This window comes from Caulobacter sp. GW821-FHT10F06 (assembly GCF_058809215.1).
Genome location: NZ_JBXASK010000007.1, coordinates 107,506 through 123,857 on the forward strand (window position 1 = coordinate 107,506; position 16,352 = coordinate 123,857).

16 protein-coding genes and 1 tRNA gene are annotated in these 16,352 nt (G+C 66.8%); 11 read left to right on the plus strand and 6 right to left on the minus strand.

All coding sequences use genetic code 11. The features are described from left to right. Positions 1 to 203: 203 nt before the first annotated feature. Positions 204 to 2,315, plus strand: coding sequence for an acylase (locus tag AC1RUS_RS16545; RefSeq protein WP_492917683.1), 2,112 nt, complete (start codon positions 204 to 206; stop codon positions 2,313 to 2,315). 75 nt (positions 2,316 to 2,390) lie between these two features. Here AC1RUS_RS16545 and AC1RUS_RS16550 read toward each other — a convergent pair whose 3' ends face one another. Continuing rightward, positions 2,391 to 2,702 carry a hypothetical protein gene (locus AC1RUS_RS16550; protein WP_492917684.1) on the minus strand — a complete coding sequence of 104 codons (312 nt, stop codon included), beginning with the start codon at positions 2,700 to 2,702 and terminating at the stop codon, positions 2,391 to 2,393. A 228-nt stretch (positions 2,703 to 2,930) separates the two neighbouring features. Here AC1RUS_RS16550 and AC1RUS_RS16555 point away from each other — a divergent pair, with 228 nt between their 5' ends. Next, positions 2,931 to 3,524: a beta/gamma-crystallin gene (locus AC1RUS_RS16555; RefSeq protein WP_492917685.1), complete on the plus strand. Its 594-nt coding sequence runs from the start codon at positions 2,931 to 2,933 to the stop codon at positions 3,522 to 3,524. Between the two features lie 78 nt (positions 3,525 to 3,602). Further along, positions 3,603 to 3,740, plus strand: coding sequence for an entericidin A/B family lipoprotein (locus AC1RUS_RS16560; protein WP_492917686.1), 138 nt, complete (start codon positions 3,603 to 3,605; stop codon positions 3,738 to 3,740). 14 nt (positions 3,741 to 3,754) lie between these two features. Here AC1RUS_RS16560 and AC1RUS_RS16565 read toward each other — a convergent pair whose 3' ends face one another. Beyond that, the gene (locus tag AC1RUS_RS16565; protein WP_492917687.1) at positions 3,755 to 3,910 is read right to left on the minus strand and encodes a hypothetical protein; all 156 of its coding nucleotides are present in this window, start codon (positions 3,908 to 3,910) and stop codon (positions 3,755 to 3,757) included. 257 nt (positions 3,911 to 4,167) lie between these two features. On the opposite strand from AC1RUS_RS16565, the gene AC1RUS_RS16570 reads away from it, so the two are divergent. From AC1RUS_RS16570 to AC1RUS_RS16585, 4 genes are all read left to right on the plus strand, one after another. Then, positions 4,168 to 4,551 (plus strand): DUF983 domain-containing protein, encoded by a 384-nt coding sequence (locus tag AC1RUS_RS16570; RefSeq protein ID WP_492917688.1) that lies wholly within the window; start codon positions 4,168 to 4,170, stop codon positions 4,549 to 4,551. Positions 4,552 to 4,650: 99 nt separating this feature from the next. Continuing rightward, positions 4,651 to 4,806 (plus strand): DUF3309 family protein, encoded by a 156-nt coding sequence (locus tag AC1RUS_RS16575; RefSeq protein WP_492917690.1) that lies wholly within the window; start codon positions 4,651 to 4,653, stop codon positions 4,804 to 4,806. A gap of 100 nt (positions 4,807 to 4,906) precedes the next feature. Then, positions 4,907 to 6,349 (plus strand): MFS transporter, encoded by a 1,443-nt coding sequence (locus tag AC1RUS_RS16580; RefSeq protein ID WP_492917691.1) that lies wholly within the window; start codon positions 4,907 to 4,909, stop codon positions 6,347 to 6,349. A 36-nt stretch (positions 6,350 to 6,385) separates the two neighbouring features. Beyond that, positions 6,386 to 7,138 (plus strand): DUF599 domain-containing protein, encoded by a 753-nt coding sequence (locus AC1RUS_RS16585; protein WP_492917692.1) that lies wholly within the window; start codon positions 6,386 to 6,388, stop codon positions 7,136 to 7,138. A gap of 110 nt (positions 7,139 to 7,248) precedes the next feature. Here AC1RUS_RS16585 and AC1RUS_RS16590 read toward each other — a convergent pair whose 3' ends face one another. Both AC1RUS_RS16590 and msrA read right to left on the minus strand, forming a co-directional pair. Further along, positions 7,249 to 7,596, minus strand: coding sequence for an MmcQ/YjbR family DNA-binding protein (locus tag AC1RUS_RS16590; RefSeq protein ID WP_492917693.1), 348 nt, complete (start codon positions 7,594 to 7,596; stop codon positions 7,249 to 7,251). Further along, the gene (gene msrA, locus AC1RUS_RS16595; protein ID WP_492917694.1) at positions 7,593 to 8,246 is read right to left on the minus strand and encodes a peptide-methionine (S)-S-oxide reductase MsrA; all 654 of its coding nucleotides are present in this window, start codon (positions 8,244 to 8,246) and stop codon (positions 7,593 to 7,595) included. Before msrA ends, AC1RUS_RS16590 begins: the two co-directional genes overlap by 4 nt. Before the next feature lie 152 nt (positions 8,247 to 8,398). Here msrA and AC1RUS_RS16600 point away from each other — a divergent pair. Both AC1RUS_RS16600 and AC1RUS_RS16605 read left to right on the plus strand, forming a co-directional pair. Beyond that, positions 8,399 to 8,488 (plus strand) — tRNA-Ser (locus AC1RUS_RS16600). A 413-nt stretch (positions 8,489 to 8,901) separates the two neighbouring features. After that, a complete protein-coding gene (locus AC1RUS_RS16605; RefSeq protein ID WP_492917695.1) occupies positions 8,902 to 9,945 on the plus strand; it encodes an acyltransferase family protein in 1,044 nt (347 codons plus the stop codon). Between the two features lie 752 nt (positions 9,946 to 10,697). Here AC1RUS_RS16605 and AC1RUS_RS16610 read toward each other — a convergent pair. Further along, positions 10,698 to 11,987, minus strand: coding sequence for a phytanoyl-CoA dioxygenase family protein (locus AC1RUS_RS16610; RefSeq protein WP_492917696.1), 1,290 nt, complete (start codon positions 11,985 to 11,987; stop codon positions 10,698 to 10,700). A gap of 199 nt (positions 11,988 to 12,186) precedes the next feature. Here AC1RUS_RS16610 and AC1RUS_RS16615 point away from each other — a divergent pair, with 199 nt between their 5' ends. Beyond that, a complete protein-coding gene (locus AC1RUS_RS16615; RefSeq protein WP_492917697.1) occupies positions 12,187 to 13,410 on the plus strand; it encodes a PQQ-dependent sugar dehydrogenase in 1,224 nt (407 codons plus the stop codon). A gap of 296 nt (positions 13,411 to 13,706) precedes the next feature. Continuing rightward, positions 13,707 to 14,543, plus strand: a complete 837-nt coding sequence (locus AC1RUS_RS16620; protein ID WP_492917864.1) for an alpha/beta fold hydrolase — start codon at positions 13,707 to 13,709, stop codon at positions 14,541 to 14,543. A 46-nt stretch (positions 14,544 to 14,589) separates the two neighbouring features. Here the strand turns inward: AC1RUS_RS16620 and ggt are convergent, their stop codons facing one another. Continuing rightward, entirely contained in the window at positions 14,590 to 16,323 is a 1,734-nt protein-coding gene (gene ggt / locus AC1RUS_RS16625; RefSeq protein ID WP_492917698.1) for a gamma-glutamyltransferase, read from the minus strand. Between the last annotated feature and the right edge of the window lie 29 nt (positions 16,324 to 16,352).

The following is a 16,352-nucleotide window of genomic DNA, read 5'->3' on the forward strand; positions in this document are numbered from 1 at the left end:
GGTGACCAAAGCTAGCTCAAACGGCGCGATTGAGTTGACCGTAGACGCCTACCGCCAAAATTCTTGTCATCCCGGACAGCGCTGCGGCCGGGATGACAACGGAAAATCATCGCGCTTTGGAAGCCCTTCCCCAGCGTCGCCCTTCCCCTGCCCCGCCGCTTGCGCCCATGATCGCGGCAACGAGAAAAGCCGGGGAGGCTGGAATGCGGTGGATCCTGCGCGGGATCGGCGGACTGTTGGCGCTTGGCGTACTGGCGGTCCTGGCCCTGATCGTCATCGACCGGGCCAGCCTGCCCGAGGCCCCCGACCGCGCCCAGCTGATCGCCGCCGGCGGGCGCTACGACGTCCGCATCCGCCGCGACGAGTGGGGCGTGCCGCACATCCTGGGCAAGACCGACGCGGACGCGGCCTATGGCCTGGGCTTCGCCCAGAGCGAGGACGACTTCGCGACCCTGCGCGACGTCACCCTGGCCACGCGCGGCGTGCTGGCCCGCACCAAGGGCGCCAGCGCCGCGCCGACCGACTACGTGGTCTCGCTGCTGAACGTCTGGCCGACGGTGAACGCCAATTACGACAAGCTGCCGGCCGACGTGCGGGCGGTGCTGCAGGCGTATGCCGACGGGGTGAACCACTATGGCGCCCTGCATCCCGAAGCGACGGTTCCGGGCCTGCTGCCGGTCACCGGCAAGGACATCGAGGCCGGCTTCGTCTTCAAGCAGCCGTTCTTCTATGGCCTGGACACCGAGCTGAAGGCGATCACCGCGCCGGGCGGCCCGCCTCCGCCGCCCAAGGGCTCGAACGGACTGGCCATCGCCCCCTCGCGCAACGCCGACGGCGCCACGCGGCTGCTGGTCAATTCGCACCAGCCCTATACCGGCCCGGTCGCCTGGTACGAGGCCGTGGTCGAGAGCGGCCAGGGCTGGCATGTGGCCGGCGGCTTCTTCCCCGGCTCGCCGTTCATGCTGCACGGCCACAACGCCACGCTGGGCTGGGCCAACACCGTCTCCAAGCCGGACCTGGTCGACGTCTACCGGTTGACGATCAATCCGCAGAACAGGAACCAGTACCGTCTCGACGGCGCCTGGCGCGACTTCGAACGGACCACCGCCACCCTGCGCGTCAAGCTGTGGGGGCCGATCGTCCTGCCGGTGCGCAAGGCGGTGCTGCGCTCGGCGCACGGCCCGGTGCTGGAGACCAAGTCCGGCGTCTTCGCCGTCCGCTACGCCGGCATGGGCGAATACCGCCAGCCGGTGCAGTACTGGAAGCTCGACAAGGCCCGCAACGTCGAGGACTGGCGCGCGGCCATCGCCGTCCACGCCCTGCCCAGCCTGAACTACGTCTATGGCGACGCGGCCGGGAACATTGGCTTCGTCCACAACGGCCAGTACCCCAACCGCACCGTCGCGGCCAACTGGGCCCACGTGCTGCCCGGCGACCGCTCGGACCTGATCTGGCAGGGCTACTTGCCGGTCGAGAAGAGCCCGCAGCTGTGGAATCCAAAGTCGGGCTTCGTGTTCAACTCCAACAACACGCCGTTCCACGCCAGCGATCCGACCGATGACCTCAAGCCCGCCGACTTCCCGGCCTCGATGGGCCTGCAGACCAACATGACCAACCGCGCCCTGCGCATGCAGGAGACGGTCGGCGTCGACCCTGCGATCACCGACGAGAGCTTCCGCCGCTACAAGTACGACCTGGTCTCGAGCCCGCGCTCGGGCCTGGAGGAGCTGATCGCCAAGCTGACCGCGATCGACCCGAAGGGCGACAAGGATCTGGCCGCCGCCCAGGCGATCCTGAAGGGCTGGGACCGCAAGGCCGACATCCACAATCGGGGAACGGCCCTGGTCGCCCTGACGAGCCAGCCCATCCTGTTCGCCCGCACCAGCGGCGAGCCGGAGCTGGATCCGCGCGACACGCTGAAGACCGCGATCACGACGCTGAAGACCCATTTCGGCCGCCTCGATCCCGAGTGGGGCCAGGTCAATCGCATCCGCCGGGGCAAGGTCGACCTGCCCATCGACGGCATGGCCGACACCTATCGCTCGGTCTGGGGCCAGCCGCAGAAGGACGGCACGCTGACCGCCGACGGCGGCGACACGTTCATCATGTTCGTGACCTGGGATCGGAACGGGACGCTGCGCTCGGACAGCATTCACCAGTTCGGCTCGGCGACGCTGGACAGCGGCTCGCCCCACTATGCCGACCAGACCCCGCTGTTCGTGGCCATGAAGACCAAGCCGGTGCTGTTCACCGAGGACCAGCTGAAAGGCCATGTCCGCGAGGACTATCGGCCCGGCGCGCGCAAGGCGCGGTAACCTTGGCCCCAAACGAAAATCGCCCCCGTCGACGGATCGACGGGGGCGATGTTTTCAGGCGCTAGGCGCTTAGGCTCACGCGCCGCCCGGGAAGCGGAAGGGAACCTTCACCGAACCGGACTTCGAGCCCATCGGCAGCTTTTCGGCGATGCACATGGCGGCCTTGTCGAAGCCCTTGCCGGCGGCCGAGTTCTCGACAACCTTGCAGTCGCCCAGCTTGCCAGCGTCGGCGGTGCACTCGAGCATCACCTGAGCGGCGTCACGGGTGTTGGCGTACTGCTGCAGGCAGCGGCCCATTTGGTCTTCGAAACCACCGGCGGCCGAAGCGGCCTGAGCGACGAAGAGCGCGCCGGCGAAACCAGCGACGATGGCGATCGGATATTTCATGGCTCAATCCCCTGCGAGCAACAACTGATGACGCGAGTTGTCGCAGCTAGGCCCTAAGGAATGGCCAAAGCTTGAGGTTAATCATTTCCGAAAATGGTGAATCCGTCGCGACGGGATGAGAGGCCGCCGCCAGGGCTTGGCATGGCGGCCGATGTTCAGCCCGCGTTCAGGGTCGCAAGGCCTAGCTTTGCGCGATAGAGTTGCAAAGTTCAGTGGGGACCCAAGACCATGCGCAAGACCCTCAGCCTCATAACGTTCGCCGCCGCGTCGCTGGCCGCCGTCGCCGCCCTGGCCCAGGCGCCGAACTGGAACGGGCCATATCAGGAGCCGCCGCGCGGTTCGTACTTCCAGTCCTGCCGCGAGATCACGGCCTTCAACGGCGAAGTCCATGCGCGCTGCAAGACCAGCCGCGGCGGTTGGGCCTGGGTCAGCGCCTATGTGCGCGATTGCAACAGCCAGGGCATGGCCAATGGCGACGGCAAGCTGATCTGCCAGAGCCTGGCCGGCAACGGCGGCGGCTGGAACGGCGGCGGTCCGGGCGGCGGCGGTCGTCCGAACGGCGGCTGGCGCGGCGACATCGTGCTGTTCGAGGACAAGGGCTACGAAGGCGCCGCCTATGAGGTGATCGGCGACATCCCCGATCTGGGCGCGGTCAAGTTCAACGACCGGGCCTCCTCGATCAAGATCGTCCGCGACGCCAGCCGGTGGGAGATCTGCGAGCACGTCAACTACCAGGGCCGCTGCAGCAAGCTGGACGCCGACCAGTTCGTGCTGCCCCGCGAGTGGAACGACCAGATCAGCTCGATCCGCCGGGCGCGCTAGGCCTTGAGGGCCGGCGCGCCCTTGAAGCGCGCCGGTCGCCACGGTTAAGTTCCCGCGCCATTTCGCTGGAGCTTCACTATGCGCAAGATCACCGTCCTGGTCGCCGCGGCGGCCGCCCTGCTGGTTTCGGCCTGCAACACCATCGAAGGCGTGGGCCGCGACGTCTCGGCCGCCGGCCGCGCGGTCAGCGACACCGCCAAGGACGCCAGGAAATAGTCACTCGGTCGCGGTCAGGCGTCCTCTTCGCGGGACGTCTCGGCCGCGATCGCCCGCTTTTCGTGCGGCGCGATCTGGTGATCGGGGGCGTGCTTGGCGGCCTTCTCGGCCTTGGACGCGGCCACCCGGGGTTCGGGCGGGGTCGGCGATGGGGTCTGGGGTTCGGACATGGCGATCAACCTCCGATCAAGCACAGCTTCGCAACACTCGAGTTCGGATCCGGTTCCACTCTGCATTGAAAATATCGCCGATTGACGAACGGCGATTGGAAGACTAGATCGCCGCAATCTGGTCAATCTTGGCGGTATCGTGTTCTGAATTGAACTGGACCGATACTTTGCGTCAATCGCGTACACACGCCGTTAACTAAAAAGTGCGGCGCTGAGTCACCCTTTTCACATGGCTTGAGGAGGCGCATATGAGCGATATGAGTAGCTCTACCGCTCCCAGCTTTCTGACCGGCCTCAAGCGTGGCGTCCTGCATCGTTGCCCCAACTGCGGCGAAGGCCGGCTTTATTCGCGCTACCTGAAGGTCGATCACGACTGCGAGGTCTGCGGCCACGAGCTGGCCCACTACCCGGCCGACGACGGCCCGGCCTATTTCACCATCCTGATCATCGGCCACCTGTTCGTGGCTCCGCTGCTGTTCTTCCCGTTCATCTGGAAGGCGCCGCCGCTGCTGGTGGTGCCGTTGACGATCATCCCGCTGGGAACCCTGACCCTGGTGCTGCTGCCGCGCGTCAAGGGCGCGGTGATCGGCGCGTTGTGGGCGCACAAACTCCGCAAGGCCGAGGATGTTCCCGGGCTATAGGCCCTGAACTTCACCGGAACCGACAAGCGGCGCCGCACATTCCCCTCCCGACACCGCGACCCTGGCCAAGCCTGGGACCGCGCACCACGGGAGAACGAAATGCTCGGTACGATCCTCATCATCATCCTGATCCTGGCCCTGATCGGCGCGCTGCCGACCTGGGGCCACAGCCGTTCGTGGGGCTACTTCCCCAGCGGCGGCCTGGGCCTGGTCCTGGTCATCCTGATCATCCTTGTGCTGATGGGTCGCCTCTAGAGCCGCGCGCCCTCGCCCGACCCTTGCGGTCGGGCGAGGCTTGCCGTCGAACCCCGTTCGCCTAAGGTGCGCGCCCAAGGGACATGGCGGGGACGACGGAATGACCAGCGACGCGGCGGCGAGCCCGCCCCAACTGACGTCGATCGCCCGGGCCAAGGCCATATTGGGCGGTTCGGCCGGCAACCTGGTCGAGTGGTACGACTGGTTCGCCTACGCCGCCTTCACCCTCTATTTTGCGCCGCAGTTCTTTCCCAAGGGCGACCAGACCGTGCAGCTGCTTCAGGCGGCGGCGGTGTTCTTCCTGGGCTTCGTGGCCCGCCCGATCGGCGCCTGGCTGATGGGCATGTACGCCGACCACGCCGGCCGCCGCGCGGCCCTGTCGGCCTCGGTCGCGCTGATGTGCGGCGGCGCCCTGATCATCGCCATCACCCCCGGCTACAAGGCCATCGGCCTGTGGGCTCCGGCCATCCTGCTGCTGGCCCGCGTGCTGCAAGGCCTGTCGGTGGGCGGAGAGTACGGCGCCAGCGCCACCTACATGTCCGAGATGGCCGGTCGTTCGCGGCGCGGTTTCTGGTCGTCCTTCCACTATGTGACGCTGATCGCCGGCCAGCTGCTGGCCCTGGGCGTGCTGATCGTCCTGCAGCGCACCCTGTCCGACACGGCCCTGAGCGACTGGGGCTGGCGCGTGCCGTTCGCCATCGGCGCCCTGCTGGCCGTGGTGGTGTTCTGGATCCGCCGGGGCCTGGACGAGAGCATCTCGTTCCAGTCCAAGACCCAGACGGGCGAGACCCTGTCCAAGACCCAGGCGGCCTGGGCCGGGCTGTTCCTGCTGCTGACCATCGCCGCGGGCGTGGCCGGCGTCATGCCGGGCGAGCACGCGAAGTTCGCCCAGATCGCCGGGGCGATCTTCCTGCTGGCCTTCTTCGTGTCGCTGATCGTGCCGCTGGTGCGCCTGCACCCGCGCGAGAGCCTGCTGATCATGGGTCTGACCGCCGGCGGCTCGCTGACCTTCTATGTCTACACCACCTACATGCAGAAGTTCCTGGTCAACACGGCCGGCTTCACCAAGGGCGTGGCCTCGGAGATCAGCGCGCTGAGCCTGATCGCCTTCATGCTGCTGCAGCCGGTGGCCGGCTGGCTGTCGGACAAGCTGGGCCGCAAGACCATGCTGCTGATCGCCTTCGGCGGCGGCGTCCTGACCATCTGGCCGATCATGACCGGCATCGCCAACACGACCTCGACCACCACGGCCCTGCTGCTGATCCTGGTCGGGATCACCTTCCAGTCGGCCTACACCTCGATCAGCGCCGTCGTGAAGGCCGAGCTCTTCCCCGCCCATGTCCGCGCCCTGGGCGTGGCCCTGCCCTACGCCCTGGCCAATGTCCTGTTCGGCGGCACCGCCGAGATGGCGGCCCTGGCGTTCAAGAAGGCCGGCATGGAGAGCAACTTCTATATCTACGTCGCTGGCGTGATGTCGCTGGGCCTGCTGTGCTCGATCCTGCTGAAGGACACCGGCAAGCACAGCCGGATCGTGGAAGACTGACGCCCCAAGAACGCGAATCCGCCTTAAGCTGTGACCATGCCGATCGTCGACATCCTCGCCCTCGCCCTCTTCGCCTTCGCCTGGCTGTTCTATGAACCGCTGCTCAAGCGCCTGGGCGAAGGCTCGAACCTGATCAACACCGACATGACCGTGATCCGGCGTCGGTGGATGCAGGAGATGGCGGTGCGCGAGATCGCCCTGCTGGACGGCCAGTTGCTGGGCCACGCCATCAACTCGGCCAGCTTCTTCGCCTCGTCCAACCTGATCCTGATCGCGGCGGCGGCCGGCGTTCTCTTCGGCGGCGACAGCGCCTGGAAGAGCATCGAGGGCCTGGCCGTGCTGGCCCCGGCCTCGGAGCTGATGTTCCAGGTCAAGCTGGGCATGGTGCTGGTGGCCCTGGCGCGCGGCCTGCTCGACTTCATCTGGTCGATCCGCCAGATGAACTACTGCCTGGCCGCCATCGGCGCGACGCCGATGTGGGCCCCGCCCGCCGTGCTCGCGGAATACGCCGAGGCCGCCGGCGGCATCCTCAACCCCGCCCTGTCGGCCTTCAACGCCGGGGTGCGCGGCTATTATTTCGCCCTGGCCGCGGCGGCCTGGCTGCTGGGTCCCTGGGCCTTCATGACCGCCACCCTGGGCGCTCTGGTCCTGCTGGTCTGGCGCCAGCGCCGCAGCCGCGCCTCGGCCGCCGTGCGCAAGGTGCGCCAGATCCTGGAACGCACCCCGGTGGCCCACGGCCCGCACCTGAACCACAACAAGTCGCTGCAGCCGCCGGTGGACACGCTTTAATCTGTCATCCCGGCCAAGCGCGCAGCGCGCCGAGCCGGGACCGCCGGAAGCGCGGGCGCATGCCGGGGTCCCGGGTCTGCGCTACGCTTCGCCCGGGATGACAGGAAGGGTTAGCCCAGCCCCAATTCAGCCCGCGCCTTCTTGGTCAGCTTGCCCGCGATCAGCGCATGGGCGTTCTTGAGCCAGTCGGTCGTCTCGTCGGCGTCGAGGGCCGAGAGGTCCTCGAACTTCACCCACTTGGCGCGCGCCAGATAGGGTGCGGGAATGCCTGGCCCCGACTCGGTCAGCGCCTCGAAGGCGATGTCCGAGACCTTGAACGACACCCCGTCCTGGCCGTTCTCGCCCATCACCGCGAACATCTTGCCGCCGACCTTGTAGACCTGGTCGGAGCCCCACTGGACGTCCATGGTCGCGCCGGGCAGAGCCCGGCACGCCTTGTCGAACGCGGCTGGCGTCACGCCTCGACGCCCACACCGATGGGGCAGGTCACGCCCGTGCCGCCAATGCCGCAATAGCCGCCCGGGTTCTTGGCCAGGTACTGCTGGTGATAGTCCTCGGCGAAGTAGAACGGACCGGCGGCGGCGATCTCGCTGGTGATCGTTCCCAGGCCCTTGGCCGACAGCGCCTGCTGGTAGGCTTCCTTCGAGGCCACGGCCTCGGCGGCCTGGGCGTCGTTCGTGACATAGATCCCCGAGCGGTACTGGGTGCCGATGTCGTTGCCCTGGCGCATGCCCTGGGTGGGGTCGTGGTTCTCCCAGAAGGTCTTGAGCAGGGTCGCGTAGCTGACCTGCTTGGGATCGAACACCACCAGCACCACCTCGGTGTGGCCGGTCTGGCCCGAGCACACCTCCTGATAGGTCGGGTTGGGCGTGACGCCCGCCGCGTAGCCGGCGGCGGTGACATAGACGCCCGGGACCTTCCAGAAGATGCGCTCGACGCCCCAGAAGCAGCCCATGGCGAAGATCGCGGTCTCCAGGCCGTCGGGATAGGGCCCCTTCAGCGGATGGCCGTTAACGAAGTGGGTTTCGGCGGTCGGGATCGGCGCCTCGCGGCCCGGTAGGGCGCTGTCGGCGGTCGGCAGGTCCAGGGATTTCTTGGCGAACAGCATGATGTGGCCTCGGCGATGAGTTGGCTCCACATATAGTTCGCCTTGGCGCGCGTTTCACCCCGTATGGCCGCTTGCTACCGGGCCGCGCCTGAGTATATTGCGCCCCTTCCTGCGTCGGGGGTCTCAACCGCCTTCCGCATCCGAGTGCGCATGGTGAGGTGGCCGAGTGGTTGAAGGCGCACGCCTGGAACGCGTGTATAGGGGAAACTCTATCGAGGGTTCGAATCCCTCTCTCACCGCCACGCACCCTTTCCTTTGAGATTTAGGATCACGAAGGATAGCAGAAAATCAACTACTTAGAGTTCTCAAGCTTCGCCTGGCTGTTGCTCTTCCTAGAGCGCGGCCCGCCATGCACAATACGGCGCATCGCCAGAGAAGCTCAGGTGCATTTTGGCGAGAGCTCGACGCCAAACCTTCCGAAAACACTGACATTTCCGAGGTCGAGAAGCGCTGCTTGAACGGCGAGCTGACGACTATCGGACGGCATCCCGAGGCGAGCAACCAGCAACACACATTGCCCGGCTTCGGGAATTTTTGCGATCAGACAACGAGCTCCATCGTTCCCCGGCACGACGGAAGCAACGAATGACTTTCGCGACGACAAGCGCTGCTCTACTGGGAGATGGACCGAACAGACGGATCGACGGAGGGGCGAGTGGTAAACAATGTCCAAGGCCTTCGGGCGCTGGCCGCCTACGCCGTTGTCATTTTCCATTGCCAGGTGTTGCTGTTCGGCGAGCCCAAGTTTCACTTCGGGTCTTGGGGCGTCGACATTTTCTTCGTCATCAGCGGCTTCGTGATGGCCTACACCGCGCCGAAGTACGTGCAAAAGGGATGGCTTTTTTTCCGCCACCGCTTGGCTCGAATTATACCACTCTATTGGCTCATGACGGTCGCGGTCTTCGCGGCATCCATCGCTTTACCCCAGCTCTTCAAGAGCAGCGCGACAGCGCCGATTGATCTGGTCAAATCGCTTCTTTTTGTCCCATTCATGAATCCGGGTGGGCTTGTGAAGCCCGTCCTCTTCCTAGGATGGACCCTTAACTACGAAATGTTCTTCTACACCGTATTCGCTATCGCTCTATTGATCAGGTCAGAGCTCAGGCGAACGCTGATCATTACCTGCGTATTCGGTGTGCTAGTGATCCTGGGTCTGATCTTTCGACCGACGGCGGTGATCCCGAAATTCTACACCGACCCAATCATGCTTGAGTTCGTGATCGGCGCATGGATCGCGGTTGCCGCGCGCGCCGAGGCCTTCAATCAGACGTCAAAACTGCTCGCGGTTTCAGTGGCTTTTGCGGCGCTTGTAGCTCTAACCGCTTCGGAGTTTGTCTTTCCCGACGGACCGGAAATTCTGGTCTGGGGAATCCCTTCAGCGCTGCTGATTGCCGCCGCCGTAGCTATCGAGGCCAGAGGTTGGCGGCTGGAAAACAAATGGGTGCTGCTGCAAGGAGCGACGAGCTACTCGCTCTATCTGACCCACTTTTTTGCCTACCAGATCTTTTCCAAGGTCATCTTCCGCATTGTGCGTCCTGACAGCGTCGGAATTCGCGTCGCTGCGTTTGTGGCGGCAGTCGTCGGCGCCGGTGTCGTTGCCTGGTTGGTATGGTTGCTAGTGGAAAAGCCGCTTAGCAAGCTGGCCAAGTACTTCTTGGAGACCAGATTTGAGCGCGAAGACCGCGCCAACAGGGCATGAATACGAACGAGGCGTACTCGTAGGGTTTCGAGACAAGTTTTCGCCGCCGGGAGACTTCGCTGGCGCGGGGATCGGGATCGTAACGATCGAAGGATAGAGCTGTCCCTTCTCCCCTTGCGGGAGAAGGTGGCGCGCAGCGCCGGATGAGGGGTCGACAGACCTACCCGGATGGGCGCGCGGCGTTGCGGGCAAGGCTTTGAGGCCGGTGCGACCCCTCATCCGTCAGCCCCGGCCTTCGCCGGGGCCGACACCTTCTCCCGCAAGGGGAGAAGGGGCAGAAGCGCCGTCTTATCCAACGCGCCCAACCCTCCCGTATTCTCTACTCACCTCGTCGCGAGGAAAGGGCGCATGGCCAGCGACCGTTGCGGCGACGAGGGGTGATCGAGCGGGGTCGGTCGGAGTCGCGCGAGCGGGGCCGGTCGGCGTTGAGGGCGGGGGACGCAAACCCGCCTATCGGAGGTCTCGCTGAAGACCTCCGCCCGTCCGAAGGTCCGCTCCGGGTCCCTCCGGAATCGGCGTGGCTTGCAGCCCCAGGGCTGGGTCCGTCGCGAGGAGGACTAGCCCGGGTGGGGCAAAAGGCTGAACAGGCCTGCGCGCCCCGGCCAGAGGGAAAACGGTCACGCGGAGCGGACGGCTTCGTCGAAACGGTACTTATCAAACTCACATCCGGACGTCGTCCGGACGCTCCGCGACCCTTTCCACCACCCTCGCAGCGCAAGCGCGAGGCCGCGAAACCACGCGCCCCGAAAGGGCTAAACCACCGCCTCGGGCTCGCGCTCGTCCAGCTGCATCGAGCCGGGGCTGGCGCTGGAGTCGTAATAGCCGACCACGCCCTCGGCGAAGTAGTGGCAGACGATAGACTTGCGGGAGATCGACAGGTCCTCGCGCATGGAGCCGGCATGCATCAGGTTCTCGTGCCAGATCAGCACCGTGCCGGCCTTGGGCCGGTACGTTTCCAGCTGGAAGCCGCCCTCGGCCAGCATGTCGCGCCAGCGCGGCACGACCTTGTCGCCGAAGTCGGTCCAGTCGGTTCCCACCGGGTCCAGGCCCACGGTCTGGCGATAGACGCGCTGCAGACGGTGGCTGCCCGGATAGACCACCAGCTCGCCCGACGACGGCTGGACGTCCTCCAGCGCGGTCCAGACGCCGCACATGTAGCCGGCCGGGAACGGGGTCAGGTGGATGGTGTCCTGGTGATGGTCCTGCTGCGAGCCGAAGACATAGCTCAGCGACTGGCACGGCCGGGCCGGCGCGCCGAAGATGATGTCGAGCATCTTCAGCACCTTGGGATGCAGCCACAGGCCGCGCACGGCGGGATAGACCTGGTGCAGGTTATGCAGGCGCTGGCTGGTCCCCCAGACATAGCCCTCGTGCTGGGTGGCGACGGCGTCGTCCATCGCCGCGTTCAGGGCGGTCAGCTCGGCGCCGTCCAGCAGGTCGGGCAGGATCAGGAAGCCGCGCTCGACGAAATGGCGCAGGGCGTCGGCCTCGTCGCCGTCCAGGGTTCCCTTGTCCTGCAGGGCGCGGATGTGAGCCTCGGCGTGCTCGGGGCCGCGATCGAACCAGGGCGCCAGGCTGGCGTCGGCATAGTCGTAGAGCGCGCTGCCGCACTCGTCGATCACCAGAGGCGTCTTGGCGGCGCGCAGGTTGGCGGTGACCGCGTCGGCCAGTTGGCCGCGATTGCGGGCGATCAGCCGAACGTCGTGGCGGGCCAGAACCTCGCCGTCGAGGCCTTGCAGTTCCAGCGTGAAGTCGTGCGGGCCGTCGCCCAGCAGGTGGCCGTGCAGAGCCAGCCAGGACTGCTGGTTGTCGGGCGTCAGGGCCACGCGGCGGCGATAGAGCGCCTCGCCCGCCTTGCGCTTCAGCACCAGGTCGGCGGCGTCCAGCGTCGGCGCGGACAGGGTGACGTAGACGGTGATCAGACCGGCGCGCGGCCCCTCGGGCGGGAAGACCTGGAACGACACCGCGGGCGCGACCGGAGCCTCGGCCGCCTTGGCCGCGGGACGCGACGTCGTGATCGCCCCGAGAAATTTACGCCACATAACCGTCCAGACTCCTGTCGCCGAGCCGTCTCATCGCCACGCCCCAGCCTCTTCCATATCCGCCACCCTGGGAGGTGTCATCACCCAGATGACCGTCAAAGCTTCACCGCGCGCGGAGGAGCTCCGGGCTTAGACGAACCGCGACGGCGTCGTGCGATGCCCCCTTACGTTGCGGGCGGGCTGGTCTAAGGTCCCGCCCATGCGCACCCAACTCCTCTCCGCCGCCGCCCTCGCCCTGGTCATCAGCGCCTGCGGCCCCGATCCCTCGGCCCAGGCCCAGCAGACCGGACCGGTCGAGACCCGTCCGGCCAACGGGCCCGACCAGAAGCCGGCCTTCGCCGGCCAGACCCGCGCGCCGCTGAAGGCCGCCGGCGTGGCCTACAAGGTCGAGACCATCGCCTCGGGCCTGGACCATCCCTGGGGCCTGGCCTTCCTGCCCGACGGCAGCCAGCTGGTGACCGAGCGCGCTGGACGGCTGCGGATCATCGGCAAGGACGGCAAGGTGTCGGAGGCCGCCGCCGGCCTGCCGGCCATCGACGCGCGCGGCCAGGGCGGGCTGCTGGGGATCGCGGTGGATCCCAACTTCGCCAAGACCGGCCTGATCTACTGGACCTTCGCCGAGGCCGGCGACGGCGGCAACGGCACGGCCGCCGCGCGCGGCCGGCTGGTCGTGGGCCCCTCCCCCCGCGTCCAGGACGCCCAGGTGATCTGGCGCCAGGCGCCGAAGCTGGACTCCACCCTGCACTTTGGCGGCCGCATCGTCTTCGCCAAGGACGGCGCCCTGTTCATCACCACCGGCGAGCGGTCGATCCTCGAGGGCCGCATGCAGGCCCAGCGCCTGGACGGCACGCTGGGCAAGGTGATCCGCATCAAGCCCGACGGGTCGATCCCCGCCGACAACCCTTTCGTCGGCAAGGCCGGCGTGAAGCCCGAGATCTGGTCGTACGGCCACCGCAACCTGCAGGCCGCCGCGATCAACCCGGCCACCGGCCAGCTATGGACCGTCGAGCACGGCGCCAAGGGCGGCGACGAGCTGAACCACCCGCAGGCCGGCAAGGACTATGGCTGGCCGACCATCACCTATGGCGAGGAATATTCCGGCAAGCCGATCGGCGACGGGATCACCGCCAAGGAGGGCATGGAGCAGCCGGTCTATTACTGGGATCCGGTGATCGCGCCCTCGGGCATGGCCTTTTATGACGCGAGCCTGTTTCCGGCCTGGAAGGGCAGCCTGCTGGTCGGCTCGCTGAAGGAGCAGCACGTGGCCCGGCTGACGCTGGACGGCGACAAGGTGGTCGGCGAGGAGCGCCTGTTCACCGAGATCGGCCAGCGCATCCGCGACGTCCGCGTGGGTCCCGACGGGGCCGTCTGGCTGCTGACCGACGACGACGACGGCAAGCTGCTGCGGGTTGTCCCCAAATAGGGTCCGGCGGTCGTCTCCGCGACGACAGGATCGCACCAAAAATGCTCGGGACGTTCAATAGAACGGACGGTCCCGAACGCATGGTGTCCCCGGGTGTCGCGATAGGGCGACGTTCGGAGGATGACCCCATGACCAAGACCGATCTTCACGCGCCACAGTCCAACGGCCTGGCGCGACGCGATGTCCTGGCCGGGGCCATGGCTCTGTCCGCCCTGTCCGTTGCCGCCTCGTCGGCGTCGGCCCAGGCGCCCGCCAAGTCAACCGCCCACCCGGGCCAGATCGCAGACAGCAAGACCATGAGCAGCGGCTTCATCACCACCAAGGATGGCACGCAGATCTACTACAAGGACTGGGGCCCCAAGACCGCCCAGCCCATCGTGTTCCACCACGGCTGGCCACTGTCGGCCGACGACTGGGACGCGCAGATGATGTTCTTCCTGGGCCAAGGCTTCCGGGTCATCGCCCATGACCGTCGCGGTCACGGCCGGTCCAGCCAGACCGACGTCGGCAACGAGATGGACACCTACGCCGCCGATGTCGCGGCCCTGACCGATCATCTGGACCTTAAGAACGCCGTCCATGTCGGCCACTCCACCGGCGGCGGCGAAGTCGCCCACTACGTGGCCCGCGCCAAGCCGGGCCGGGTCGCCAAGGCCGTGCTGATCGGCGCGGTGCCGCCCGTCATGGTCAAGTCGGACAAGAACCCCGGCGGCCTGCCCATCGAGGTGTTCGACGGCTTCCGCGCCGCCCTGGTCGCCAACCGCGCCCAGTTCTATCACGACGTCGCGGCCGGCCCCTTCTACGGCTTCAACCGTCCCGGCGCGAAGGTCTCGCCGGCCGTGGTCGACAACTGGTGGCGCCAGGGCATGGCCGGCGGCGCCAAGGCCCACTACGATTGCATCAAGGCCTTCTCGGAAACCGACTTCACCGACGATCTGAAGAAGATCGACGTCCCGGTGTTCCTGATGCACGGCGAGGACGACCAGATCGTCCCGATCGCCGACAGCGCCTTGATCGGCATCAAGCTGCTGAAGAGGGGCACGCTGAAAACCTATCCCGGCCTGCCCCACGGCATGTGCACGACCCATCCGGAGGTCGTGAACCCCGACCTGCTGGCCTTCATCAAGGCCTAAAGACAAAGGGCGGCGGACCATTGGTCGGCCGCCCTTTTCACGTCCGCTACGGCGCGATCGCCGCCGCGCCCGGCCGGCGCGGATCGGCTCCGCCCAGGAACAGGCCCTTCTCGATCATGATCGACTGGGCGCTGCCCATGGTCTCGTCCGACTTGATCGGGTGGCCCATGGCCTTCAGCGCCGCGACCGTGTCGGGATTGAAGTTGGGCTCGACCTCCAGGCCGTCGGTCGCCGCCTGGAAGATGCGCGGCTGATGGGTGGCCTCGGCCACGTTGAGCTTGAAGTCGACCACATTGACGATGACCTGCAGCACGGTGTCGATGATCGTGCTGCCGCCCGGCGTGCCGGTGATCAGCCAGAGCTTGCCGTCCTTGAAGATCATGGTCGGCATCATGGTGGAGAGGACGCGCTTGCCCGGCTCCAGCGCGTTGGGCGGCAACGGCCGGCCCGACTGCCTGGCCCGCCACGCGGCCTCGTGGGCGTAATTGTTCATCTGGTTGTTCAGCACGAAGCCCGCGCCGGCCACCATCACGCCCGAGCCGAAGTCGGCGCCCAGGGTGAAGGTGTTGCTGACCGCATTGCCCTCGGCGTCGGCGACCGAAAAGTGCGTCGTGTTGGGGCTCTCGAACGCCCACGGATCGCCCGCCCCCAGCGCCTTGGCCGGCTTGGCGTGATCGGGATCGATGAGCTTGGCCCGCTCGATCCCGTAGGCCTTCGAGGTGAAGCCGTTCAGCGGAACCTTCACGAAGTCGGTGTCGCCCAGATACTTGTAGCGGTCGGCATAGCCCAGCTTCATGGCCTCGGCCATGATGTGCAGCGACTTGGCCGAACCGGGGCCCGAGGCCTTCAGGTCGAACGGTTCGAGGATGTTGAGCATCTCGATCAGGGTCGCGCCGCCGGCGCTGGCGGGCGGCGAGGTCAGGACCTTCAGCCCGCGATAGTCGCCTTCCAGCGGCGCGCGGACGACGGCCTTGTAGGCGGCCAGGTCTTCCTCGGTGATCAGGCCGCCATGGGCCTTCATGTCGGCGGCGAAGCGCTTGGCGATCTCGCCACGATAGAAGGCGTCGGCGCCGTGGTCGGCGATCTGGCGCAGCGACCAGGCCAGGTCCGGTTGCTTGAGCACCTCGCCCGGCGCATAGAGCGCGCCGCCCGGCTTGTAGAAAGCGGCCTTGCCGGCCTCGCTGGTCGACAGGCGCTCCTTGCCCCAGCTGAACACGAAGGCCTCGTCCGGCGACAGGGCGACGCCCTCGCTCGCCAGGCGGAAGGCGGGTTCGACCACGGCCTTCCACGGCAGCTTGCCGTAGGTGCGCTGCGCCAGGTAGAGGCCCGCGACCGTGCCCGGCACGGTGGGCGCCTTGTAGCCGACCGAGGCCAGCTCAAGCTCCTGGCCCTTGTCGTCGACGAAGCCTTCCAGCTTGGCCGCCTTGGGGGCGATGCCGCGATAGTCGATGAAGACGGTCTTATCGGTCGCCGCCATGTGGACCATCATGAAGCCGTCGCCGCCGATATTGCCGGCGCGCGGCAGGGTCACGGCCAGGGCGAAGGCGGTGGCGACCGCGGCGTCCACGGCGTTGCCGCCCTGGCGCAGAATGTCGACTCCGACTTGGGTGGCGATGGCGTTCTGGCTGACCACCATCCCCTTCTGGCCAACCACCGGCGAATGGATGCTGGGATATTCGAGCAGCTGCTTGCGCTGGGCCCAGCCGCTGGTCGGCGCCAGCGCCGAGGTCGCCAGGGCGAAGGCCGAGAGGCCCAGGGCGAAAAGTCGGAAGGATTTCACGCGGGCCTCGTCTGCGGAGGAGAAGAAAG

What these genes read in the sequence shown, in the direction of transcription:
- AC1RUS_RS16545 (WP_492917683.1), top strand. Translation starts at nt 204, where the DNA reads ATGCGGTGGATCCTGCGCGGGATCGGCGGACTGTTGGCGCTTGGCGTA.
- AC1RUS_RS16550 (WP_492917684.1), bottom strand. Translation starts at nt 2,702, where the DNA reads ATGAAATATCCGATCGCCATCGTCGCTGGTTTCGCCGGCGCGCTCTTC.
- AC1RUS_RS16555 (WP_492917685.1), top strand. Translation starts at nt 2,931, where the DNA reads ATGCGCAAGACCCTCAGCCTCATAACGTTCGCCGCCGCGTCGCTGGCC.
- AC1RUS_RS16560 (WP_492917686.1), top strand. Translation starts at nt 3,603, where the DNA reads ATGCGCAAGATCACCGTCCTGGTCGCCGCGGCGGCCGCCCTGCTGGTT.
- AC1RUS_RS16565 (WP_492917687.1), bottom strand. Translation starts at nt 3,910, where the DNA reads ATGTCCGAACCCCAGACCCCATCGCCGACCCCGCCCGAACCCCGGGTG.
- AC1RUS_RS16570 (WP_492917688.1), top strand. Translation starts at nt 4,168, where the DNA reads ATGAGTAGCTCTACCGCTCCCAGCTTTCTGACCGGCCTCAAGCGTGGC.
- AC1RUS_RS16575 (WP_492917690.1), top strand. Translation starts at nt 4,651, where the DNA reads ATGCTCGGTACGATCCTCATCATCATCCTGATCCTGGCCCTGATCGGC.
- AC1RUS_RS16580 (WP_492917691.1), top strand. Translation starts at nt 4,907, where the DNA reads ATGACCAGCGACGCGGCGGCGAGCCCGCCCCAACTGACGTCGATCGCC.
- AC1RUS_RS16585 (WP_492917692.1), top strand. Translation starts at nt 6,386, where the DNA reads ATGCCGATCGTCGACATCCTCGCCCTCGCCCTCTTCGCCTTCGCCTGG.
- msrA (WP_492917694.1), bottom strand. Translation starts at nt 8,246, where the DNA reads ATGCTGTTCGCCAAGAAATCCCTGGACCTGCCGACCGCCGACAGCGCC.
- AC1RUS_RS16610 (WP_492917696.1), bottom strand. Translation starts at nt 11,987, where the DNA reads ATGTGGCGTAAATTTCTCGGGGCGATCACGACGTCGCGTCCCGCGGCC.
- AC1RUS_RS16615 (WP_492917697.1), top strand. Translation starts at nt 12,187, where the DNA reads ATGCGCACCCAACTCCTCTCCGCCGCCGCCCTCGCCCTGGTCATCAGC.
- AC1RUS_RS16620 (WP_492917864.1), top strand. Translation starts at nt 13,707, where the DNA reads ATGAGCAGCGGCTTCATCACCACCAAGGATGGCACGCAGATCTACTAC.